Origin of the sequence: Luteibacter sahnii, from assembly GCF_034063545.1 — a bacterium.
GTDB lineage: Bacteria > Pseudomonadota > Gammaproteobacteria > Xanthomonadales > Rhodanobacteraceae > Luteibacter > Luteibacter sahnii.
Window position 1 is genome coordinate 423,080 of sequence record NZ_JAQLOK010000002.1, and the last position, 22,858, is coordinate 445,937.

Genomic DNA, 22,858 nt, shown 5'->3' on the forward strand with positions numbered 1-22,858 from the left:
CGCCCATCAGAGAAGACGACGAAGCAATCCGGAAGCCCGGTTCGTTTTCCGCCCCATGGCGTACGCCACGATGTCGTCAGACGCCAGCAGCGTGAAATGCGTGCGGGCACGCGTCACGCCGGTATAAAGCAATTCCCGCGTCAGCACCGGCGATGGCTCCGACGGCAAGGCCAGCGCGGCATGTTCAAACTCCGAACCCTGCGACTTGTGCACCGTCATCGCATAAACCGTTTCGATGGCCGACAACCGGCTGGGGACGACGAAACGGGTCCGCTCGCGCCCCTGGTCATCCAGCACGCCGAATGCGACCCGCAACGCCATGCCGCCCTGTCCATCCGGCACCCACAGCGTGACGCCCACATCGCCATTCATGAGGCCGATGGCGTAGTCGTTGCGCGTGACCATCACCGGTCGCCCTTCATACCAGTCGCGCCCGGCATCGATGTAGCCCCGATCGACCAGACCCTGCTCGATTCGCGCGTTCTGTTCGGGTACGCCAGTGTCGCCGTGGCGCGACGCGCACAGCAGCTGAAACCGTGCGTAGGCCCGTAGCGCGCCGGTGCCCCAGGCCTCGAAGTCACCGAACGGCGCATCGGCCGCTGGCCGTTCGCGCTCGATCCAGTCAAACCACGCGCGATAGCCGGGCGCGCCACCACGCCCGTCGATCGCCAGCGTCGCGACGGCGGCAGAAGAGGGCGCGAGCAGCGCGATATCGCCGCCAGCCCCTGCGAAAGCCTGCCGCGCCGCGTCCATGTCGCCTCGGTGGATCCCCGCGGCGAGTTCACCGATGCCACTGTGCATACCGAAACGGCGGCTGTGGCGGAGCATGACCACGCGCTGGTCGAGCGCCCGCGCATCGCCGTCGCTCCACGGCGACACGTCGTCGCCACACGTTATCCAAAGCCAGTCGCGCGTTGCTTTGTCGTAGTGCCCGCCGTCGGCACGCGCGCAGAGATCGCCGAGCACCGCGCCGGCCTCGACCGAGGACAGCTGATCCTTGTCGCCCAGCAGCACCACGCGTGCGCCCCGCGGCAGCGCGTCGAGCGTGGCCGCCATGAGTTCGAGATCGATCATCGACGCCTCATCGATCACCAGCACGTCCAGGTGCAAGGGGTTGTCGCGGTCGTGACGAAACGCCCGGCTATCCGGACGGCTGCCGAGCAATCGGTGCAGCGTCGCCACCTCGGCGGGAATCGCCTGCTTCACTGCCGGTTCGACGTCGAGCTGTTCGATCTGCGCCGCGATGGACGCATTCAGGCGTGCGGCCGCCTTGCCCGTGGGCGCAGCGAGGCGAATGCGCAGGCGTGGCTCGCCGCGCCGATACGCCAGCGTCTGCAGCAGGCCGAGCAGGCGCACCACGGTGGTGGTTTTTCCCGTGCCGGGACCGCCGGTGATCACGGTGAACGTGCCACGCGCGGCGATCGCGCAGGCGATCTTCTGCCAGTCCGGCCCGGCGTCGCCCGTGGGGAACAAACGCGCGATCTCGCCGCTCAATTCGTCGGGTGTCTCCACCGGCGCGAGTCGGTGGACGATCGCCTCGGCGACCTGCACTTCATGGCGCCAGAACCGGCGAAGGTAAAGCAGCGCCTCGTCGAGCACGAGCGGCGTGGCCGGATCGCCGTTCGGACCCGCCACGAGGGGCGAACCCTTCAGGCCGTCGACGACGCCGGAAAGCCATGGCTCGATCGACGCGATCGTCTCCACGCCGACGCAGATATGCCCCTCGCCCAGCTCACGGCTCGCGATCGCCGCGGCGGCCAGTACGCGCGGGTCCGCCGATGCATCGAGGGTGGCGAGAAACCGTGCGAAGGCGCGATCCACCGAGCGCAGGCGCCCTTCGTGCACGGCGAGATCGAGCCACGCATGGATGTCTGTCGTCATGCGCCCACCCCGGCGAACAAGGCGTCGAGCGCATCGATCATGGCTTTCGGTGGACGCTCCGCATGCACGCCGTGGCCATCGCCATCGACGCCGCGCAGGTAGAGGTAGATCGCGCCACCGACGTGGCGCTCGTAATCGTAGGCCTGGCCCAGCCGGGCACGCAGCAAGCGATGCAGCGCGAGGAGGTACAACGCATATTGAAGCTCATAGCGCGAGCCGAGGATCGACCGGCGCATCGCCGCGACCGTATACGCGCGCTCGTCGACGCCGAGCCAGTTGGACTTGTAGTCGACGACGTACCAGCACCCGTCGTGTTCCACGATGAGGTCGATAAAGCCCTTGAGCATGCCGTTGACCCGATCCGACGACAGCGGCAGCCGTGCCTCGCCCCCAAGCGTGTCGTCGCGGACGATACGATCCAGGGCCAACGTGTCCACGCCACGCGCCTCGAAGAGAAACTCCATCTCGGCACGGTAGCGGCGCGGGTCGTCGAGCGATGCCATCGCGAGCGTGCCACCGCCGGGCAGCGCCAAGGGCATGCGCAGCAAACCAAGCATCCATTCCAGAAGCACGTCGATCCAGTGCGTCCAACCTTGCCGCTCGCAACGCCGGGCGATCATGTCGCGCAAGCGGGGCGGGTCGGCGGCGATCGCGGCAAACCCTTCCTCAGCCACCCATTCGAGCAGGTCGTGCAGGAAGGTGCCGGCATCCGCGCCCCGGGGAAAGCCGTGGATGGTCGCCGCGCGCAGCGGCTCGGCGACCGCTTCGGCCTGGTATTCCACGATGACGTCGTCCGCCGGTGTTTCGGGTACCTCGCTTTCGTCGTAACGCAGCGCGCTGTAGCTCGCGATGCGCCAGGCGTCGGCGGACCTCGCGACCGGCATCCTCGCCGGCAACGGGCGCACCGCCTCGCGAGGCGGCCGATAGCGTTCGTCCGAGGGCGCCGGCATGTAGTCAACCGCGATCGACTCGCTCGCGCGGGCCAAGACCCTCAAGAGTCCTTCGAGCATGCCATTGTCGATCTCGGTGCCGCCGGTGAGCAGGTGCCCAAACGCGGACCGGTGCAGTTGCGGCTTGCGCGCGGCGTTATAGCAGACCGGGGCGACGCCCAACCAGCAGGCGTGCCGCGCGCGTGTCAGGGCGACATACACCAGGCGCAGGTCTTCCTGTAGCGCGGCGCGCTCGGCCGCGTCTTTCGCATCGCGCACGGCATCGCCCGCCGCGTCGCTGCTGGCAGACAGCAACTCGACCTGCGCACCGTGGCCATCGTGGTAGCGATAGCCCTGCCCTGCCCGTGTGCCGCCCGCCGCGCAGATGAAGGGCAGGAACACCAGCGGATATTCCAGGCCCTTGGATTTGTGGATGGTGACCACCTTCACCAGGTCGTCGTCGCTCTCCAGGCGCACGATCTGCTCGTCGCCGGTGTGCCCGGAGCGATCGGCGATGCGTTCGGCGAGGTGGCGGATCAGCGCCTGTTCGCCCTCGATCGTCGCGGCAGCCTGCTGTAGCAGTTCGGCCAGGTGCAGCAGGTTGGTCAGGCGACGTTCGCCGCCCTTGGTGCCGAGCAGGCGCCCCGGCAAGTCGAAGTCATGCAGCAGCCGATGCAGCATCGCCAGCACGCCCGCGCGACGCCAGACCTCGCGCCAGGCGAAAAACTGCTGGCCGCGCCGTTCCCAGTGCGCTTCGTCGGTATTGAGGCGCTCCAGCTCACCGTAGCCCAGGTCCAGCGTGCGTGTGGCGAGGGCGGCGCGCATCGCGACATCCGACGACGGCTCGGCCACCGCGCGGAGCCAGAAAAGCACGTCGGCCGCCTCGTCGCTATCGAGCACGGAATCACGGTCGGACAGGAACACGCTGCGCACGTCACGTGCATCCAATGCCGCGCGTACGTCCCGAGCCTCGTTATGGCTGCGCACGAGAATGGCGATATCTGCGGGAACCAGCGGCTGTAGCGACCCGTCGTCCCGGAGAAACCCGCAACGTCCCACCCGGGCCGCGTCGAGCAACCGCACGATGCCGGTGGCGAACGCGGCCGACATCTGCTCGCGGTAGCTGCGCACGCCAATGGGCACCTCGTCGTCGAGCAACCACAGGTGCAAGGCAGCCTGGGTTTCGCCGTCGAGCACGAACCGCTCGGCCCGTCCCCGCGCGCTCACGGGTGAAAACGGCAGGCCGCGGTCGGGGAAGTGGAACGCGCCGGTGGCATGGGATTCGGCGTGCGAGAACAGCGCGTTCACCGCGTCGACCATCCCCGCGCTGGAGCGATGGTTGGTGTCGAGGCTGTAGTGCGGTGCCTGGGCCTCCGAACGCGCCGACAGGTAGGTGTGGATATCGGCGCCACGGAACGCGTAGATCGCCTGCTTCGGATCGCCGATGAGCAACAGCCCAGCGTCCGGCGCCTCTCGGTAGATCGCGCGGAAGATGCGGTATTGCAGGGGATCGGTGTCCTGGAACTCGTCGATCAACGCCAGGGGATACTGCTGGCGAATCGTCGTGGCGAGCGTGTGCCCGCCTGGCGACGCCAGGGCCGCGTCGAGGCGAAGCAGCAGGTCGTCGAAACCGATCTGCGACCGCCGGCGCTTCTGCGCGGCGAGCCGCTCGCGCACTTTCACGAGGGCGTCGGCCAGGATCGCGTGCTGCACGGACACCTTGCCCGCCTGCCACGCGTGCCAGTGCTCCAGGGCGGCAAACGCCGGGTGTTCCGGCCGCGCCTTGCCCTTGCCGGTCGCCTTGGCCAGTCGGGAAGCGGCATAACGGGAGACGTCGAAACCACTCGCGTCGCGTGTGGCGGCCCAGCGTCGCATCGCGGCCATGTCGGCGGGCACGCGATCGGGTTTGTACCAGCCGTTGTGTAGCACCTTGTCGTGCACCGCCTCGAGTACGATCGCTTCGATGCACGCCGCGTCGGCAAGCCATGCCTGCGCCGCCGCCTCGAGCCGCCGCCGGTTCTCGTCGTCCCAGGCGCATCGTCGCGCGAGGAGGTCATCGAGGGCGACGTCGTCGGCGAGCACGTCGCCATTGACGCGTAAAACAGCCTCACCCCCCAACAGCAGCGGACGCAGGTCCGCCAGAAGGGCATCGGGCGTGCGCCAGGCTTCCAGCACCGGGGCGAGCGCGGCTTCATCCATCGGATAGAACGCCTGGCGCCAGTAATCGCGTACGCAATCGGCAAGCAACGCCGTCTCGTCGGGCTCGAGCGTCTGCGCGAATGCGTGGCCGCTGCCGAAGGCGTGCTGGATCAGCATGCGCTGGCTCCAGCCGTGGATGGTGAAGATCGCGGCTTCGTCCATCCACTGGGCGGCCATCTCGAGCCGGCGTGCGCAGGCCGCATGCGTATCCGGAGCAAACTCGCCCACCAGCCCGGCGAGAAACGCGTCGCCGCCCTGCCCCGCGCGAAACGCGGCGGCGGCCTCGACCAGTCGTGCCCGGATGCGCTCGCGCAGCTCCTGCGTGGCCGCCTCGGTGAAGGTCACCACCAAAACCTGTGGCGGCAGGAGCGGCTGCGGAAGGTGGTGACCGAGCATCGCCCGCACGTAGAGCGCCGCGATCGTCCACGTCTTGCCCGTGCCTGCGCTGGCTTCGATCAGCCGGATGCCCTCCAGCGGCATGTCGAGCGGACGCAACGTTTCGACCGGCGCGTTCATGTCGTTTCCACCCGCAGTGCGGCCAGAAAATCACGATACGGCGCCAGCACGTCCATAAAGCCCGCATCCAGCATCGTGTCGAAGTCTGGCCAGGCACGCAGGAGGTAAGGATCGCCATCCACTTCGCCGCGCGAGCGATCACCCGCACCGTCGTAGGTGGCACGGGCGCGCCGGGCGGCGTCGTCCGCATCGCCCGCCAGCCAGGCCAACGCCGTTTTCAGGGCCACCGGCAGCGGACCGGTCATGCCCTGTCGCCAGAGGCCGACGAGCACGCCAAGCATCGCGTTCGCGGTACCGGGATCGAGCGGCGTCATGACGACCGTCGCGTCGGGCCCGACATACCGCGTTTCGAGCGAGAAGCCCGCCGCCTGCGCGGCCAGGTGGTCGATCCAGGGCATGACGAGCCGGTGCGCGCGAGGGACGCCGTCGACGTCAAGCACGGGCGCCGGGGAAGGCAGCAGGGCGGCGAGCCGCCCCTGGTCGTCCGCGCGCAGGTCGGAGAGCCAGTCCTCGATGACGAGGTCACCCACCACCAGCCGCAGTTCGCGCTTTCCCGCGTCGTGGGGCCAGGCGCGACGTTCGTCGACGACACGTCGGTGCACCGCCTCCGCCAGGGCGGTGAGCTCACGACGGGCGGACGCGGCGAACCCTCCCATCGGAAGGGCACCGGCCCGTTGAAGTCGCAACGCCGCAGCGGCGATCGACAGGTCTGCGTTCGCCTCGTCGCGCAGCGCGGCCCGCAGCAGGACGTCGGTCATGGCGAAGCGGTCGAGTCCGTCGAGCGCGAACGGTTCGACGTCGTCGCTGGCCACGTCGGGGCGTTCGAAGCGAACGCCAAGCCGCGCCTGGAAGAACTCGCGCACCGGATGACGCAGGAAACGCCGGAGCACGGCCAGCGACAAGGGGCGCTCCACGATGGGCGGTGTCAGCACCGTGTCCGCTTCGCGCGCGCGCTCGTCGTGCACCTCGCGCCATTCGCCGGCGTAGGTGAAAAGACGAGGATCGCCCGCCTGGAAATAGGCCCTGCCGAACGGTTGCAACGGATGGACGACGGTCAGCGCGTCGATGGCGCTGCCCCCATCGGCCGCTCGCCAGCCCGCGTCAAGGTAATCGCGCAGTTGCCCGACCAGCACCGAGGGCGCGCGTTCGCCGTTGTCGCGGACGCTGCGCCCGACCCAACCGATGTGCAACGCGTCACGTGCCGACAGGAGCGCCTCGAGGAACAGATAGCGATCGTCTTCCCGACGAGAGCGATCGCCGGGACGCCACGCACCCGGGCGGGACATGAGGTCGAAGTCCATCGCGGGGCGCACGCGCGGATAGTCGCCGTCGTTCATCCCGAGCAGGCACACGAGCCGGAACGGAATCGCGCGCATCGGCATGAGCGTGCCGAAGCTCACCGCGCCAGCGAGGAATCGCTTGGACAACCCGCCGTCGTCCAGCTGTCCGAGCCAGGCCTCACGCACCACGTCGACGGGCAGCGGCTCCGCGAACGACGCACCTGCGCAGGCGGACTCCCAGGCATCGAGCGATTCATGCAGGCGCTGGAGACGCATGCGGTCGTCTGCGTCGACAGGCTCGAAGACATCGCGCAGCAGCTCACGCAGACGCGGCGCCCATGCGTCCGGCGTGGCCGGCTCGGCGAACAGTCGGCCATACCGTCCGAGGGCTTCGAGGAGGTCGGCGAGCGGGCCGACCAGGCCGGCGTCGAGCCCGCCCACCTCGCCATAGGGCTCGATGCCGCCCCAGGCCTCGCCGTTGCCGACCGCGTAACCGAGCAGCATCCGGCGCAGGCCGAACGCCCAGGTGTTCTGCTCCAGCGCGGGCAGTCCCAGCGAGGCGCGTTGCCGGGCGTCGAGGCCCCAACGGATCCCCGCGCCCTCCACCCAACGATGGAGCAGGGGCAGATCGTCGTCGCCAAGACCGAACCGGTGGCGCACCGCCGGCACGTCGAGCAGGTCGGCCAGCTCGCCGGCGCCGAATCGCGACTCACCCAGGCCGAGCAGCATGTCGAGCGCCATCACCAGGGGAACACTGCCTCGCGAGGCGCGGTCGGCAATGCTGTAAGGGATGTAACGGGGATCGTCGCGCGGCACGCGCCCGAACACGGCCTCAATGTGCGGACCGTAGGTTTCGATGTCCGGCACCATCACGATCACGTCGCGCGGATGGATCGGGTCACCCGCGCTTTGCGCCGCGTCGAAACGCGCCAGCAACTGGTCGTGCAGGATATCCACCTCGCGCTGCGGCGAATGCGCGACGTGAAAGGCGATGGACGTGTCGCCGTCCGTCAGGGGGTGCTTTTCCGGCGGAAGTGGCTCCAGGTCGAGGATCGCCCGTTGCACCTGGCCCAGGAGCGTGTCCTGGGTCGGCTCCACGAAGAGATCGATGCGCTGGTCCCACGCGGTGAAACGTTCGCGGTACGTGTCGGGGTGATCGAACTCGTCCAGCAAGCGGATGTAGTCGCGACCCTGCTTGCCCCAGGATGCCAGCAACGGATGGGCGTAGAGATGCATGTCCTCCACGGACGGCGTGACCGGCATGCCCGGCTTGGCCTGCTGGCGCCGTCGCTCGGCCCGGAGCAACTCGCGATCGTCGACGATGTCGGCCCAGTAGTGACGGCACGGATTCATCACCACCAGCAACACCTGCGACCACCGTGCCAAGGCAGAAAGGGCTTCCAGCGTCTGCCGGGGCAACGACGACATACCGAACACCACGATGCGGCGCGGCAGCGTCGAGGGACGCTCCCCGTCCCCGGCCACCGCCGCGAGAAAGCGCGCGTGGACGGCGGCACGGTGGCTTTCCGCCTCGCCGGGCCCGACGTCGTCCAGGAGCCGGCGCCAGAGCGCCGCCTGCCAACGGTCGGCCGGCGTCATCGTCGCCGCGCCACCGCGGGCGTCGCGGAGGATGTCGCGGCCCGTGGCCCAGTCGGTCAGCCAGTCCGCGCGATACACCTGGTATTGGTCGTAGAGATCGGCCAGGCGCTCGGCCAGTTGATGACACTTGCGCGCATCGCTGCCATCGCCGAGAAACGCCGCCAGCGGTTCGAACGCCGGCTCGCGCGACAGCGAGGGCACGAGGCGCATCAGGCGCCAGACCAGGCGCGACTTGTCGAACGGCGATTCCGGTGGCACCGCGTCGCGCCCCAGCACGGCGCGGTAGGCCTCCCAAAGGAACCGACCCGGCAGTTCGACGTCCACGGCGGCGGCTATGCCGAGGCCGCCGTCGTCGAGGCCCCGCGCCAGGGCCATGCGGAACCACTGGGCAATACCGTTGGACTGCACCAGCACCCGCTCGTCTTCCAGGGGCGTCAGGGGCGTCCGGCGCAACCAGTCGGCGAGCACGTCGCGCAATTCCTCCAGGCGGTTGCCGTGAAGGACCATGAGCCCCGGAACGATGGTGCCGTCGTCGCTCACGCGTCAGAACGGTTTGGCGACGACCAGGTACACGATCGCGAGCAACACGAATACCGGCAGTTCGTTGAGCAGGCGCAACGTCTTGGCCGTGGGCAATGCCCCCCCGGCCATGCTCCGCTTGAGCAGGCGCCCGGACCACAGGTAGTAGCCCAGCATCACCACGACCAGCGCGATCTTCGCGTGCAGCCAACCGCCCGCGATATGGAAATACAGCCAGAGCACGAGGCCGAACACGAACGCCAGGCCGAACATGCTGTGACCGAACCGGTAGAGGCGCCGCCCCATGAGGTGAAGGCGGTCGCGCACGACGACGGGATCCTCAGCGGCTTCGGCCACGTTCACGAGGATGCGCGGGAGGTAGAACACCGTAGCCATCCAGGCGATGACGAACACGATATGCAGCGACTTGACGATCAGGTAGGCCACCGTCTGGCACTCCGCCGGGAAAGCGCCAGTTTAGCCGGTCGGCCGTCCCCGGATGCCACGGCCGACAAAACGACCGTGACGGTCGCGGGCACGGCCGACATATGGCGGGACCGCGTCAGGGAATACTCAAGACGATGCCACCGGTGGGAAACAACGATCATGGCCGTCACCAAGCGAAAATGGGATCATCCGAGGAAAGGCGTTGTGCCGCCGGGTGAGCCGCCGCAACATCCAGAGATGGAACCCCGCCTCGCCGCCCTCGAAGTCGACATGACCTACGTGCGCCGTGACCTCGACGAGGTGCGCGACGACGTCCGCCTGATCCGCGACCGTCTGGGTCGCGTTGAATCGACGCTGACGGGCCTGGCCTCCCAACTGGAGGGCGTGGGAGGTCGGTTCGACATCCGCTTCGACGGAGCGGAGGGCCGCTTTGATGTACGCTTCGACGGGATGGGCGGCCAGTTCGATGCACGTTTCAACGGTCTCGAAGGCCGGTTCGATGCACGCTTCGAAGGCTTGGAAAACCAGTTCGATGCACGCTTCGAAGGCTTGGAGAACAGGTTCGATGCACGTTTCGAAGGCTCGGAGAACAGGTTCGATGCACGCCTCGAAGGCTTGGAGAACAGGTTCGATGCACGCTTCAAAGGCCTGGAAAACCAGCTCGATGCACGCTTCAAAGGCCTGGAAAACCAGTTTGATGCACGCTTCAAAGGCCTGGAAAACCAGTTTGATGCACGCTTCAAAGGCCTGGAAAACCAGTTTGATGCGCGCTTCAAAGGCCTGGAAAACCAGTCCGATGCACGCTTCGAAGGGTTGGAGAACCGATTCGACGCGGCATTCGAGGCCGTCATGGCGCGGCTCGATCACGTACCGACCAAGCTCCAACTGGCCCTGTGGGCGGGCGGCGTGCTCGTCGCCTTTTTGGGTGGCACAATCGCCGTCATCGGGGTGCTTCTGCGGACGATGGGACATACGGTGGCCGCGGATGCGCTGGACGCCGCCCGCGGCACCTGACGAACAGGTCCCCACAAACAAGCAAGTCGCAGGCAAAGAAAAAGGAGCCAATCGGCTCCTTCTGTTCTTTCTTCATGCCACTTGCCGACTGAGGAAAGTGGTGGGCGGTACAAGGATCGAACTTGTGACCCCTACCATGTCAAGGTAGTGCTCTACCGCTGAGCTAACCGCCCGAAGAGCTGCGCAGTTTACTGGCAGTCGGTGCCGCGCGCAAGGGGTCTGCAGCGGGTCAACGAAGGGCCTTCTCCCGGAGGCGGTGGATCTCGTCGCGCAGTTTGCCCGCCTCCTCGAATTCCAGGTTCTGCGCGTGCTTGTACATGCGGGCCTCGAGCTTCTTGATCGTGACGCCCGCCTGCTCCGGCGTGAGCGCCGAGTAATCGGCGACCTCCTCGGTGACCTTGCGGCTGTCCTTGCCCTTCTTGCCCTTGCCCCGCGATCCGACGTCCGCCCGCGCGCCTTCCATGATATCGGCGATACGGCGGACCACCGTCTTCGGCGTGATGCCGTGGGCGGCGTTGTATTCGATCTGCTTTTCGCGACGACGGGCCGTCTCGTCCATCGCATCCTTCATCGAGCCCGTGATCTCATCGGCGTACAGGATGGCCTTGCCGCGCACGTTACGCGCCGCGCGGCCGATCGTCTGGATGAGCGACCGGGTCGAACGCAGGAACCCCTCCTTATCGGCGTCGAGGATAGCCACCAGCGACACCTCGGGCATGTCCAGGCCCTCGCGCAGCAGGTTGATGCCCACCAATACGTCAAACTCGCCCAGGCGCAGGTCGCGAATGATTTCGGTGCGCTCGACCGTATCGATATCCGAATGGAGGTAACGCACCTTCACGTCGTGCTCGGAGAGATAGTCGGTGAGATTTTCCGACATGCGCTTGGTCAGGGTGGTGACCAGCACGCGGTCGCCCATCGCCACGCGCTCGCGGATCTGGCCCAGCAGGTCGTCGACCTGCGTGCGCACCGGACGTACCTCGACCTCCGGATCGATCAGGCCGGTAGGACGCACCACCAGTTCAACGATGTTGCCGTCGGCGTGGTCGAGCTCGTATTTCGCTGGCGTCGCCGACACGTAGATCGCGCGTGGCTTGCGGCGTTCCCACTCCTCGAACCGCAGCGGACGGTTATCCATGGCGGATGGCAAGCGGAAACCGAACTCGACCAGGGTCTCCTTGCGGGAGCGATCCCCCTTGTACATCGCGCCCAGCTGGGGCACGGTCACGTGGGATTCGTCCACCACCATGAGGGCATCCGGCGGCAGGTAGTCGAACAGCGTCGGCGGCGGCTCGCCCGGTCCACGCCGCGTCATGTGCCGCGAGTAGTTCTCGATGCCCTGGCAGAAGCCCACCTCCGCCATCATCTCCAGATCGAACCGCGTGCGCTGCTCGAGGCGCTGGGCCTCCACGAGCTTGTTGTCGCGATAGAGCTGCTCCAGTCGCTCGGAGAGCTCGATCTTGATCGTCTCCATCGCGTTCAGCACGCTCTGGCGCGTGGTCGCGTAGTGCGTCTTCGGATACACCGTGTAGCGCGGCACCTTGCGTAGCACCTCGCCGGTAAGCGGATCGAACAGCGACAGGTTCTCGACGTCGCCGTCGAACAGCTCGATGCGCAGGGCCTCGCTTTCCGATTCCGCGGGGAAGACGTCGATGATTTCGCCACGCACGCGATAGGTGCCGCGACGCAGCTCCATCTCGTTGCGCACGTACTGCAGCTCGGTCAGCTGACGAATGAGGGCCCGCTGGTCGATGTGTTCGCCGCGAGACAGGATGAGGCGAAGGCTCATGTAGTCTTCGGGATCACCCAGGCCGTAGATCGCCGACACGGTCGCCACGATCAAGGCGTCCTTGCGGGACAGGAGCGCCTTGGTCGCCGCCAGCCGCATCTGCTCGATATGGTCGTTGATGCTCGAATCCTTCTCGATGAAGGTGTCCGAGGCCACCACGTAGGCTTCCGGCTGGTAGTAGTCGTAGTAGCTGACGAAGTATTCCACCGCGTTATGGGGAAAAAACTCCTTGAATTCGCCGTACAGCTGCGCCGCTAATGTCTTGTTCGGTGCCAGCACGATGGTGGGCTTCTGCACCTGCTCGATCACATTGGCGATCGTGAACGTCTTGCCGGAGCCCGTAACGCCAAGCAGGGTCTGGGCGGCCAGGCCGGCCTCGAAACCGTCGACGAGCTTACGGATGGCGTCAGGCTGGTCGCCGGAAGGCTTATAGGGAGAGACGAGCTGGAAGCGATCGGTCATGGCTGACGATATGCGGGTCCGGAGCCTGAGTTTAAAGCGCCGGCGCCTACGCGACGTGACGCCGGCACCCGATGGGACGGTCCCGGCAAGTCGCCGACGATCAAGGGTTTGGGTATCCCTCGATGCGCTTCCGCCCAGGCGGCTTCACCCTGCCCGAGTTGCTCGTGGTGCTGGCCATCGTCGGGCTGACGATCGCCCTGGCCCTCCCCCGCTTCGACGATGCCCTGGCCCGACGGCGGCTCCGACACGCAGTGGGCGCACTTCGCGACGACCTGGGTCGCGCCCGAATGCTTGCCGTGGCCGCAGGCTCGCCGGTGGCCGTCACGCCACGCCCGGGATCGGGGGGCTGGGCCCAGGGCTGGCTGACGACGCATGGCGGACGGGTACGCCCGGAAGCCAGCCACGAAGCGCTGCACGCGACCCTGTACGGCTACGCCAACAGGGACGGAGGTATCGCCTTCACGGCGGAAGGCACCACGGGCGGCAATCGCACGATCACCTTCTGCGTCAGCGGGCGACGGGTGCCCCCGATGCGACTGGTGATCGCCTCGGCGGGGCGTGCGCGGGTCGAGACGACGACCGTGCGCACGACCGGCGATTGCCCTCGCTGAAAACGCGGCAATTCGCCGGACTTACCACGAAAAAAGCCGTGCATCGCTGCACGGCTTTTTCGAATCTGGCGCCCGAAGTTGGACTCGAACCAACGACCCCCTGATTAACAGTCAAGTGCTCTAACCGGCTGAGCTATTCGGGCGGGGAGCCACGTATTTTGTGGATATCGGGAGGGCCTGTCAAGCGTCCGCGGCACGGGCCATCATGGACGGGAGACGTGCGCGTTGCCGGCCACGAACCATCGCCAGAGCAGGTCGGTGCCCTCGCGGATGCCGATGCGGGCGCAGCCGGGCACGCTCTCCGGCGCCAGCATGCCGTCGTCAAGAATCGTAAAGCCGTCACGCGCCCGAACGAGGTCGATGCCGTCGTGCTGACCCGTTATGCCCATCGCTTGCGTCAGGCGCGCCGGCCCACTGCACAGTTCGCGCTCCTTTCGTGCTTTCGGCCGGGCCTCGCGCATGCGTTCGATGCCCTTGAGCGGCTCAAGCGCACGGATGAGCACGCCGGAGCCGTCGCGGTCACCGCAGACGGCATTGCTGCACCAGTGCATCCCATAGGTGAAGTAGACATACAGGTGACCGGGCGGACCGAACATCGTGGCATTGCGAGGGGTCTTGCCGCGAAAGGTGTGCGCCGCCGGGTCGATCGCCCCGACGTAAGCCTCTACCTCGACGATGCGTCCCGCCCTTCCGTCCGCCGAAGCCAGGACCTTGTTCAGCAGTTCCGGACCGACTGTCCGTGCGTCGCGGCGGAAAAACGAACGCGGCAGCGGTGTGCCCGGCCAGCGAATCCTCGCCTGAGTCATGCGGACGCCGGCCACTCGCCATCCGTATCCGGGTCGGGGCCCGGCCGCTTGACAGGCATGTCGTCCGCCGGCGGCGCCGGCGTACCCGGGGGGATGCGGCCCGTGTCCGGGCCGGGATGATGGGGACGCGACATAGCCACTCCAGGGTCAGGCGTGGTCGTTGGCCCAGATTCGGGACGGCACGGGCACGCGATAGGACGACGCGTAGTATCGGAGTTCCGGTGTCAGCGCCTGGTCGACGATGGCCTGCGCGACATCGACATCGCCGTGCAGCCACGCCTCCCATGAGGTAGGCGACACGATGACGGGCTCACGCGACGTGGTGAGGTGGCGGACGAGCACCGAGTAGGAGAAAACCCCGTCGCCCGACAGGTTCCAGAGCCCCGCCATACATAGCAGGCGGTCACGCACGGGCCGGGCCAGTAGCGATTCGGACACCTCGCCCTTCATTCCCATAACGTACATCCCGGTCGCCGGGATGAGGCAGCGACGCGCGACGAAAGCCTCCCGGTAGGCCGGTCGAGACGGCGCCAGCCGAGCCTCGACAAACGCGGTGCGGTAAGCCAGCTCGGGGCGCGTGGACCACCCGGGGAGCATGCCCCAGCGTTTTCCGTGGAGAGACACACACCCGTCCACCGAACACACCACCGGCGCGTAGCTGCCGGGTTCGATGCGGGGAAACACGCCGTACGCACCCAACGCGGTTTCCGCGTCGATACCGAGCACGCGCAGCGCACCGCGGGTCCCGCGAGTGACCGCCCAGGGCGGCATGAGTTCGTAGCAGGCTTCCATGGCGGTCATCGTGACCGGAATGGCGCCGTTCGCAACGTGCGCACGTCGCAGCCGGGCGAACCCGGCCGCGAACGCATAGCGATCAGAACACGCCGAGCAGCCAGCACACCAGGATGATGGCCAGCACCACGCCGATACCGCCGCTGGGGCCGTAGCCCCACGAACGCGAATAACCCCAGGTGGGCAGGCCGCCGACCAACGCGATCAGCAACACGATGAGCAGAATAGTGACGAGCATGGGACTTCCCTCCGCCGAAATAGGCGGTCGCATCGTCGCGCGCTTGGCCGTCTAGACCGTGTGACGCGGGGCCATGCCCCGACGTCACGTTCAGCCAAGGGTCGGATGGGTCAGGTCCGCACCACATAGCAGGGCTCATAGGCGGTGCCGCCCGGAAGCTTCATGCGATGCTGTGCGACGAAGGCCTTGAGCAGGTCGTCGAGCGCGCGCATCACGTCGGCCTCGCCATCGATCACGAACGGACCGTGTTCGGCGATGGCGCGAACGCCGTCTTCCTTGACGTTGCCGGCCACGATACCCGAGAACGCCCGACGCAGATCCGCCGCCAGCTCGTGACGCGGACGATCGCGGTGCAGCGCCAGCGAGGCCATAGCCTCGTGGGTGGGACGGAACGGCTGCTGGAACGGCAGCGGGATATCCAGTGCCCAGTTGAAGAAGAAGGCGTCCTTGTTGTCGAGGCGGTGGTTGCGCACCTTGTCGATGCCCGACACCATCGCGTGGGCCACGGCGGCCGGATCGTCGATGATGATGCGGTAGTGGCGCGACACCTCGTCGCCCAGGCACAGGCGCAGGAAGCGATCAATCTGCTCGAAATAGGCGGCCGACTGCTGGGGCCCTGTGAAAATCAGCGGGAACGGAATCTCCTGGTTCTGCGGCAACAACAGGAGGCCGAGCATGTAGAGGATTTCCTCGGCCGTGCCCACGCCGCCCGGGAACACGATGATGCCGTGCCCGAGGCGCACGAACGCCTCCAGACGCTTCTCGATGTCCGGCATGATCACCAGGTTGTTGACGATCGGGTTCGGCGATTCGGCGGCGATGATGCCTGGCTCGGTGATGCCGATGTAGCGATTGCCTTTGCGACGCTGCTTGGCGTGGGCAATGGTGGCGCCCTTCATCGGCCCCTTCATCGCGCCGGGACCGCAGCCCGTGCAGATGTCCATGCCGCGCAAGCCGAGCTGATAGCCCACCCGCTTGGTGTATTCGTATTCGTCGCGCGAGATCGAGTGGCCACCCCAGCAAACCACCAGGTTGGGATCGACCTGCGGACGCAGGATGCGCGAATTGCGCAGGATCTCGAACACCGCATGGGTGATACCCACCGTCTCGTCCAGATCGAAGCCGCCGCTCTCCAACTGGGTGGAGATGTAGACGATGTCGCGCACCACGGCCACGAGCAGTTCGTTGATGCCGCGGATGATGCGGCCGTCGACGAACGCCTGCTCCGGCGCGTTCTTCAGCTCGATCTTGATGCCGCGGTCTTCCTGCAGCACCTGGATATCGAAGTCGGGGTATTGCTCGAAAATGGTACCCGGCTCGTCGGACAGGTTGCCCGACGTGAGCACGGCCAGCGCGCAACGGCGCAGCAACTGGTGCAGCCCGGACCCGCTCGCGTCGCGCAAGCGCGCGACCTCGTTGCGGGAGAGGATATCGAGGCCGCCTGCCGGCGAAACGCGGGCGCTGACCGTCTTGCCGGAAACCGGCTCCCCGAACTGGATGGCATTCATGGTGTGACCTGTCCTTCTGACCGCGAATTAGCGGCGAACCCCGCCCCGGGAACTGGGGCGGACCGCCTAGGATCACGCGGCGCGGCGGCGGGGGTCAAGCCCGCGGCCACGAAAAAAGCCGGCCCCTCGCGGGGCCGGCTGTGTGCATCGATCGTCGGGGTAACCGATTAGAACGTGTACTTGACGGTCAGCAGCACCGACCAGCGCTGAGCGAGGTCGTCGTTGTTGTTGATGTAGGTGGGGATCGCCAGCGGCTGGTAGCTGTTGCCGTTGGAGTACTTGCTGCCGGTGATGTTGTAGATGTACTTGCCGGTCGCCTGGTCGACGCCCGCGTAATCCGCCAGACCACGACCGCCCGGGAAGTTCACGCGCTTCTCGATACCCCAGTGCTTGTTCAGCAGGTTGCCGAAGTTGTAGATGTCGAGCTTGACGACACCGCGATCCTTGCCGAACAGGCCCGGGATTTCCTGCTGGAAGCTCAGGTCGACCTGGTTGATCCAGCCCGCGCGGTCGCCGTTGCGCTGCGCCGGCTGGCCCTGGTGGTCCTTCAGGTAATCGTTGTGCTGGATGTAATCGTAGAACGAGTTGATCAGCGCCTGGCTGGTGCCCGGCGTGAACTCGACCTGGCCCTGGCGCGGAATGAAGGCAACGTCGTTGTTCGTGATGCCGTCGCCATTGGCGTCGTTGCCGAACGACCACGTGTACGGGTAGGCCGAGTGGCCGTCGTAGAACATGCTCGCGGTGGTCTTGTAGTCACCGAAGAACGCATGCTGCCAGGTCAACGCGGCGATCACGCGGCGCGGCACCGAATAGTTCGAGGTGCTGGCCTTGTCTTCGTTCGCGTTGTAGACGTAGTTGTTGTTGTAGTTCGAGCTGGCGACGCTCGAGGTGCCGGGGTTGACTTCGGTCGAACGGCTCCAGGTGAAGCCGACCATCGCCGACCAGTCGTCGGAGAAGTTCTTCTTCAGGGTCATGGCCAGGCTCTCGGCCTTGCCCTTGCTGGTGTTGCCCAGTTCGATGGTCGAACCCGAGAAGGCCTTGTTGGCATTCGCGCGCGCCGTGCCACCACCCTTGCTGGGATCGCCGAACTTGCTCCAGTACAAGTTACGACCATCCGGACCGACGAGGGTCGGCGCACCGAGGTTGAGGTTCTTGAAGTAGATCGCGTCGCGCTGGTCGATGTGCTCGTAATCGACCGAGGCCACCAGGCCCCACCACGGCAGCTCCTTGTCGAAGCCCAGGCTGAGCTTCCATGCGGTCGGAATGTTCCAGTCCTTGGTAACAACGTTGACCGTCTGCTGACCGCCGGCCGCACCATCGTTCTGGGCGGCGGGGTTCGTGCTGAACGGCGGCAGCGGACCGCCGGCGGCGTTGCAGGGCGCGCTTTGCGTCGGGCCGCAGGTGAACTGCGTCTGCGTCACACCGGAGTTCGAGAAGATGTTGCCCAGCCACACGGCCGGCTGGTTGGTCACGAACAGGCCGGCGCCACCACGCAGCTGCGTCATGTGCTCGGTGTCGAACATGTAGTTGAACGACATGCGCGGCTGAACGACGCGATGACCGTCGATCGTGTACTGGTTGGTCTGGCCGTAAGCGGCAACGTACTTGGCGTTGTACAGCGGCTTGTCGTTCATCAGCGGGATGTCGACACGGAAGCCGTACTGGATCGACAGGTTCGGGGTCGCCTGCCAGGTATCCTGCAGGAACACGCCCCACTGCTGCAGGCTGTACGCCGCGGCAACGTCATTCAGGCCAAGGCCGTTAGCCGGACGGTTATAGCTGTATTTCCAGTACTTGCCGGCGGCGAAATTGGCCAGACCGTTATTGGCGCCGTTGGCGGCCGGCAGTTCTTCGAACGTGTAGCTACCGAAGGCGCCCTGGAGGAACAGGTTGTAGTACTTGTCTTTCTCGTAGTCGAAACCACCCTTGATGGTGTGGTCGCCCAGATACAGGCTGCCTGCCCATGCGGCGTTCCACGACTTCACGTCGAGCACGTTGGCCTGCGAGGAGAACTCCGTACCGAACTCGACACCGCCGCCGTTGGCGAAGGTGGTCGGGTAGACGGTCACGTCCGGCATGTCCACGCCATTGTACGGGCTGCGGTCCTGGTGGAACTTGGCGTACGACACGGTGGTGTCGGTCGAGAAGATGTCGGACCAGTCATCGTAGAAGTGCAGCGCGTACGACTTATTGTCGGCCGCCGTCTTGTACCAGCCGCTCGACAGGACGAGCTTGGTGTCCGAACCGGTGATCACCGGCTTGTTTTCCTTCGTCTGGCTGAAGGTGAAGCTGGCGCGGTGGTTGTCCGTGATGTTCCAGTCGAGCTTACCGAGGTAGCGCTTGTCCTCGAGATTGGAATTGCCGCCACCGACCGAGCCGATGTCGCCGAAGCCGAGCTGCGAAGCGATGCTACGCACTTGATTCAGCTGCGCGGTCGTCAGGCCCTTCACCGGCGTGGCCGCACCGGAATCCGACGGACCGTACGGGCTGCCCGAGCCGATCTGCTTGCTCTTCTCGACGAGGCCAAAGAAGAACAGCTTGTCCTTGATGATCGGGCCGCCGAGCGTGCCGCCCGCGGTGAACTGACGATCGAAGCCGGCGTATTCCTTGCCGATCTCGTTGTCGCCGATCATGTCCTTGTTCTGGAAGGCGTAGTAGACCGACCCGTGGAAGTCGTTCGTACCGCTCTTGGTGACGGCGTTGATGTTGGCGCCGACGCCGCGGCGGGTGGCCACGTCGTAGTTGGCGGTCGAGATCTGGTACGACTCGATCGCGTCCTGCGAGATCGGCGTGCCCAGGGTCGGCAGGCCGTTCGCGTTCAGGCCGAACGGATCGTTGGCCGACACGGAGTCGACCGTGATGTTGTTGTAGCGGCTGTTCTGGCCAACGGCCGAGATTTCGCCACGGGCGCGGTCGGTGATGACCACGCGCGGATCCATGCGCACGACGTTCTGGATCGAGCGACCCGGGGTCGGGATCGTTTCCAGTTCCTTGCGGGAGATGTTGGTCGACAGCCCCTTGTTGTCCGGGGTGAAGGTCTGGTTGACCGAGGTGGCCGTGACCGAGACGCCTTCCAGCGACTGCGCGCTCGTGGCGGCGGCGGCCGGCGCCGCGCTCAGGTTCACGGCGGTGACCTGGCCCAGGGCCAGGAACACGTTGTCCTGCTCGACGACCGGCTGGCCGCCCTTGCTGACCACCACGTCAAACGGACCGCCCACGCGCAGGCCCTGCGCCGAATAACGGCCTTCGGCATCGGTCTGCACGATCTTGGTGGTGCCCGACGGCTCGTGGACGAGCTTGACGTCGGCATTCGCGACCGGCTGGCCGCTGGCGTCGAGGACGCGGCCGCTGATGGCGGACGAAGTGTCCTGCGCGAAGGCAGGCGCCGCGAGCAGCGAAGCGATCGCGAGCGGCAAGAGTTTGGCGCGGATTCGGCTATTCATCTAATGGTCGACCCTGTGGCGTGCAACGGAAAAATTCGGGCCAGACGAAAGGACGCCCGGCGGCGAGCCGGGTGTGTGGTATTCGTCTTGGCGGTTCCCCAAAAAGGTGGCGTGTCAGCTCTGCGTGTGACGTAGGCGGCTCAGTTCCTTGGAGCCGGCGGCGACAGTTGTTAAGACCACTTTAACGGCATTGTATGACAGATTTGTAACGAATTCACGCTGGTTTGATAAATACCACTTTTTCCTACGGATGCGCCCTTCCCGCGCATCCCCATGAAAATCAGATATTTTTTCCGAGATAACGCGAACGCTTCGCAGGCTTGAGGGAAGCCAGGTCGAGCATCACGAGGCCGTCGATGCATCCGGCGAAGTCCGGATCCTCGTTGAAACCGAGGAACTGCACGCCCTCCGGCTCGACCAGATCGACGTACTGGCGATAGAGCACCGGCAGGGTGACGCCGAGGGCGTCGAGTCGATGCTTGAGCTTGCCCAGGCCCTGGATGGGGTCCAGGCCCTCCAGTTCGGCGCGAACGAGGTCGATGGTGGACTCGGGAATCACGAACGGCTGACGGGCCGCGGCCAGGCCCGGCACGCCGAAGAAGTGCTGGTGCGCGGCGGCGATCCACTCGCGAGCTTCGCGCGGCATGCTCACCGACATGCTGACCGGGCCGAAGAGGTAACGCAGGTCGCGATGGCGCTGCAGGTAGAGGCCAATGCCCTGCCACAGGTGATCGAGCGAACGCGAGCGCCAGTACGCGGGCACGATGAAGCTGCGACCGAGTTCGAGCCCCTGCGCCAGGCGCGATTCCAGCGCGGGCGAGTAGTCGAAGAGCGTCGAGGTGTAGAGCGAGCTCATACCCCGCTCGGCGATGAGCCGGCCGCCATGGCCGAAACGATAGGCGCCCACGATGCGCAGGGCTTTGGCGTCCCACAGCACGAGGTGTTCGTAGTAAGGATCGTAGGCGTCGAGGTCACGCCGCTTGCCGGTGCCTTCGCCCACGCGGCGGAAGGTCAGCTCGCGAAGGCGGCCGATCTCCCGCAGGGCCGCGCTGTCGTCGGAGCCCTGCATGAGCAGGATCTTCTTGCCGTCGGGCAGTTCGGCGAGGAGCTCGGCCTTGTCGAGCTCCGCCACCACGCGCTCGATCGGCTCCGGATGCGCCAGGGGCGTTTGCCCACCGAACACCAGACCGCGCTGTCGGCCGACGCGATAGACGTGACGGCGCATCAGCTTCGCGGCCTGCTCCGTCGAACCGTCGCTCACTTGCTTGAGTTCGTCGGCGTCGACCAGCTTGCCGATGCGGAAACCGATGCGCTGCTTGCCCGAGGTCGCTTCGCGCGGGAGCATCGCGGTACTCAGCGGCTTGGCGAGCATCGACAGGCCGTAGAACGCCACCGAGTTACGCGCATGGATGTGGACCGGCAGCACCGGCACCCCGGTGCGCATCGCGATGCGGGCGAACCCGTCGGACCACTTGCCGTCGCGCACGCCGGCGGGCCCCACGCGCGAGACCTCACCCGCCGGGAAGAGGATCAGCACCTCCCCCGCGTCGATGGACCGGAAGATCGCGCGCATGCGCGAGGACGCGCCTTTGCCGAAGATGTCGACCGGCAGCAGCACGCTGTTGAGCTGCGGCACGGCGGCCAGCACGTCGTTGCCCAGGATGCGTACGTCGCGGCGCACCGAGCCGATGAGCTGGATGAGCGCCAGGGCGTCGACCATGCCCAGGGGATGGTTCGCCACCACCAGCAAGGGGCCTTCGACCGGGATGTTCTCGCGCTCGCGTTCGGTCACCCGGCAACTCACGCCGAGGTGGTCGAGCATCATTTCGCAGAATTCGAACCCCTGCCGGTTACCCGCCAGGGTGAGGAGGCGGTTGAAGCGTTCTTCGTGGGCCAGGCTGCCCAGCATGCCCGCAAGGGGCTTGCGCAGCTTCGGATGCTGGGCCAGCCATGGCATCCGCTCAATGAGGGTCTGGTCGATGCTCAGCATGATAAGGCTCCCCTTGACGTCGAACGGTGGTGACCGAACGGGGCCTGTACGGAGTCGTGATGTGTCATAGCGCCTTCGAACGTCCTCTGCGACCTCCGCGACGGAGGTCTACCCATGTCCGGTGCGGGCCTCGCCCGCCCGGTCATGCTCGCGGGCAATTATGACAGCTACCCTACCGCCACGTATGTTCATGCGGCAACGGGACGATCGCCCTATACCGCGATGTGCAGGTAGGACGAAATGCCGCCCAGGGCCATCTGCACCGACAACGCGATGAGCAGCATGCCCATCAGGCGTTCCAGGGCCGTCAGCACGCTCTCGCCGAGCCATTTGAAGAGGAACGTGGAGCTGAGCAGGATCACCGAGGTGGTCAGCCAGGCCAGGAACAGAGCGATGCCCCACTCGGCCGTGCGACCGGGCTGGGAATTGGTGAGCAGCAGCAGGGCGGCCATGGCCGACGGGCCGGCCACGCCGGGAATGGCCATGGGCACGATGAACGGCTCGCCCTCCCCCTGCTTGCCGAAGACCCCGCCTTCGACCGGGGGAAACACCATGCGGATACCGATCAGGAACAGCACGATGCCGCCGCCGATGCTGACCGACTCCTGGCGCAGCTGCAGCAGCTTGAGGATGACCTGTCCACCCAGCAGGAAAGCCACGAGCACGGCCAGCGCGATGAGCAGTTCGCGCACCATGACCTTGCGCCGGCGCTGCGGGGGCACGTCCTTGAGCAGGGCCAGGAACAGCGGGATATTGCCCAGCGGATCCATGATGAGGAACAGCAGGATGCCCGCGGACAACGTCGTCATCTGCGTTTCCATGAGAGAACTCCTTG

14 protein-coding genes and 2 tRNA genes are annotated in these 22,858 nt (G+C 66.3%); 2 read left to right on the forward strand and 14 right to left on the reverse strand.

All coding sequences use genetic code 11. The features are described 5' to 3' along the window. Positions 1-6: 6 nt before the first annotated feature. From recD to PI246_RS07265, 4 genes are read right to left on the reverse strand one after another with little or no spacing between them, the layout of a single operon-like run. Positions 7-1,881 carry an exodeoxyribonuclease V subunit alpha gene (gene recD, locus PI246_RS07250; protein ID WP_320550615.1) on the reverse strand — a complete coding sequence of 625 codons (1,875 nt, stop codon included), beginning with the start codon at positions 1,879-1,881 and terminating at the stop codon, positions 7-9. Beyond that, a complete protein-coding gene (recB, locus tag PI246_RS07255; RefSeq protein ID WP_320550616.1) occupies positions 1,878-5,525 on the reverse strand; it encodes an exodeoxyribonuclease V subunit beta in 3,648 nt (1,215 codons plus the stop codon). The genes recD and recB overlap by 4 nt, the downstream gene beginning before the upstream one ends. Continuing rightward, a complete protein-coding gene (recC, locus tag PI246_RS07260) occupies positions 5,522-8,944 on the reverse strand; it encodes an exodeoxyribonuclease V subunit gamma (protein WP_320550617.1) in 3,423 nt (1,140 codons plus the stop codon). Before recC ends, recB begins: the two co-directional genes overlap by 4 nt. A gap of 3 nt (positions 8,945-8,947) precedes the next feature. Continuing rightward, positions 8,948-9,370 (reverse strand): CopD family protein, encoded by a 423-nt coding sequence (locus tag PI246_RS07265; protein ID WP_320550618.1) that lies wholly within the window; start codon positions 9,368-9,370, stop codon positions 8,948-8,950. 159 nt (positions 9,371-9,529) lie between these two features. Between PI246_RS07265 and PI246_RS07270 the strand changes: the two genes are divergently transcribed. Next, positions 9,530-10,384 carry a hypothetical protein gene (locus PI246_RS07270; RefSeq protein ID WP_320550619.1) on the forward strand — a complete coding sequence of 285 codons (855 nt, stop codon included), beginning with the start codon at positions 9,530-9,532 and terminating at the stop codon, positions 10,382-10,384. Positions 10,385-10,482: 98 nt separating this feature from the next. Here the strand turns inward: PI246_RS07270 and PI246_RS07275 are convergent. Further along, positions 10,483-10,557, reverse strand: a tRNA-Val gene (locus PI246_RS07275). Positions 10,558-10,613: 56 nt separating this feature from the next. Beyond that, on the reverse strand, positions 10,614-12,635 hold the full coding sequence (uvrB, locus tag PI246_RS07280) for an excinuclease ABC subunit UvrB (protein ID WP_320550620.1): 2,022 nt from the start codon (positions 12,633-12,635) through the stop codon (positions 10,614-10,616). 122 nt (positions 12,636-12,757) lie between these two features. Between uvrB and PI246_RS07285 the strand changes: the two genes are divergently transcribed. Further along, complete coding sequence (locus PI246_RS07285; protein WP_320550621.1) at positions 12,758-13,246, forward strand: GspH/FimT family pseudopilin; 489 nt, start codon at positions 12,758-12,760, stop codon at positions 13,244-13,246. A gap of 66 nt (positions 13,247-13,312) precedes the next feature. On the opposite strand, the gene PI246_RS07290 is transcribed toward PI246_RS07285, so the two are convergent. The 8 genes from PI246_RS07290 to PI246_RS07325 form a co-directional block, all read right to left on the reverse strand. Continuing rightward, a tRNA-Asn gene (locus PI246_RS07290) sits at positions 13,313-13,389 on the reverse strand. Positions 13,390-13,449: 60 nt separating this feature from the next. Next, positions 13,450-14,052 carry a DNA-3-methyladenine glycosylase gene (locus PI246_RS07295; RefSeq protein WP_320550622.1) on the reverse strand — a complete coding sequence of 201 codons (603 nt, stop codon included), beginning with the start codon at positions 14,050-14,052 and terminating at the stop codon, positions 13,450-13,452. 147 nt (positions 14,053-14,199) lie between these two features. Next, a complete protein-coding gene (locus PI246_RS07300) occupies positions 14,200-14,844 on the reverse strand; it encodes an SOS response-associated peptidase family protein (RefSeq protein WP_320550623.1) in 645 nt (214 codons plus the stop codon). Between the two features lie 82 nt (positions 14,845-14,926). Continuing rightward, entirely contained in the window at positions 14,927-15,082 is a 156-nt protein-coding gene (locus PI246_RS07305) for a DUF3309 family protein (protein ID WP_320550624.1), read from the reverse strand. Between the two features lie 110 nt (positions 15,083-15,192). Further along, positions 15,193-16,590 carry a nucleotide 5'-monophosphate nucleosidase PpnN gene (gene ppnN, locus PI246_RS07310; RefSeq protein ID WP_320550625.1) on the reverse strand — a complete coding sequence of 466 codons (1,398 nt, stop codon included), beginning with the start codon at positions 16,588-16,590 and terminating at the stop codon, positions 15,193-15,195. 167 nt (positions 16,591-16,757) lie between these two features. Further along, the gene (locus tag PI246_RS07315) at positions 16,758-20,033 is read right to left on the reverse strand and encodes a TonB-dependent receptor (RefSeq protein ID WP_320550626.1); all 3,276 of its coding nucleotides are present in this window, start codon (positions 20,031-20,033) and stop codon (positions 16,758-16,760) included. Positions 20,034-20,313: 280 nt separating this feature from the next. Further along, a complete protein-coding gene (locus PI246_RS07320; protein ID WP_320550627.1) occupies positions 20,314-22,023 on the reverse strand; it encodes a lysophospholipid acyltransferase family protein in 1,710 nt (569 codons plus the stop codon). Between the two features lie 212 nt (positions 22,024-22,235). After that, entirely contained in the window at positions 22,236-22,832 is a 597-nt protein-coding gene (locus tag PI246_RS07325; protein ID WP_320551208.1) for a YhgN family NAAT transporter, read from the reverse strand. Between the last annotated feature and the right edge of the window lie 26 nt (positions 22,833-22,858).

Excerpts from the sequence above, each read along its gene's own strand:
- recD (WP_320550615.1), bottom strand. The coding sequence starts at position 1,881 with ATGACGACAGACATCCATGCGTGGCTCGATCTCGCCGTGCACGAAGGG.
- recB (WP_320550616.1), bottom strand. The coding sequence starts at position 5,525 with ATGAACGCGCCGGTCGAAACGTTGCGTCCGCTCGACATGCCGCTGGAG.
- PI246_RS07270 (WP_320550619.1), top strand. The coding sequence starts at position 9,530 with ATGGCCGTCACCAAGCGAAAATGGGATCATCCGAGGAAAGGCGTTGTG.
- uvrB (WP_320550620.1), bottom strand. The coding sequence starts at position 12,635 with ATGACCGATCGCTTCCAGCTCGTCTCTCCCTATAAGCCTTCCGGCGAC.
- PI246_RS07285 (WP_320550621.1), top strand. The coding sequence starts at position 12,758 with ATGCGCTTCCGCCCAGGCGGCTTCACCCTGCCCGAGTTGCTCGTGGTG.
- PI246_RS07295 (WP_320550622.1), bottom strand. The coding sequence starts at position 14,052 with ATGACTCAGGCGAGGATTCGCTGGCCGGGCACACCGCTGCCGCGTTCG.
- PI246_RS07300 (WP_320550623.1), bottom strand. The coding sequence starts at position 14,844 with ATGGAAGCCTGCTACGAACTCATGCCGCCCTGGGCGGTCACTCGCGGG.
- PI246_RS07305 (WP_320550624.1), bottom strand. The coding sequence starts at position 15,082 with ATGCTCGTCACTATTCTGCTCATCGTGTTGCTGATCGCGTTGGTCGGC.
- ppnN (WP_320550625.1), bottom strand. The coding sequence starts at position 16,590 with ATGAATGCCATCCAGTTCGGGGAGCCGGTTTCCGGCAAGACGGTCAGC.
- PI246_RS07315 (WP_320550626.1), bottom strand. The coding sequence starts at position 20,033 with ATGAATAGCCGAATCCGCGCCAAACTCTTGCCGCTCGCGATCGCTTCG.
- PI246_RS07320 (WP_320550627.1), bottom strand. The coding sequence starts at position 22,023 with ATGCTGAGCATCGACCAGACCCTCATTGAGCGGATGCCATGGCTGGCC.
- PI246_RS07325 (WP_320551208.1), bottom strand. The coding sequence starts at position 22,832 with ATGACGACGTTGTCCGCGGGCATCCTGCTGTTCCTCATCATGGATCCG.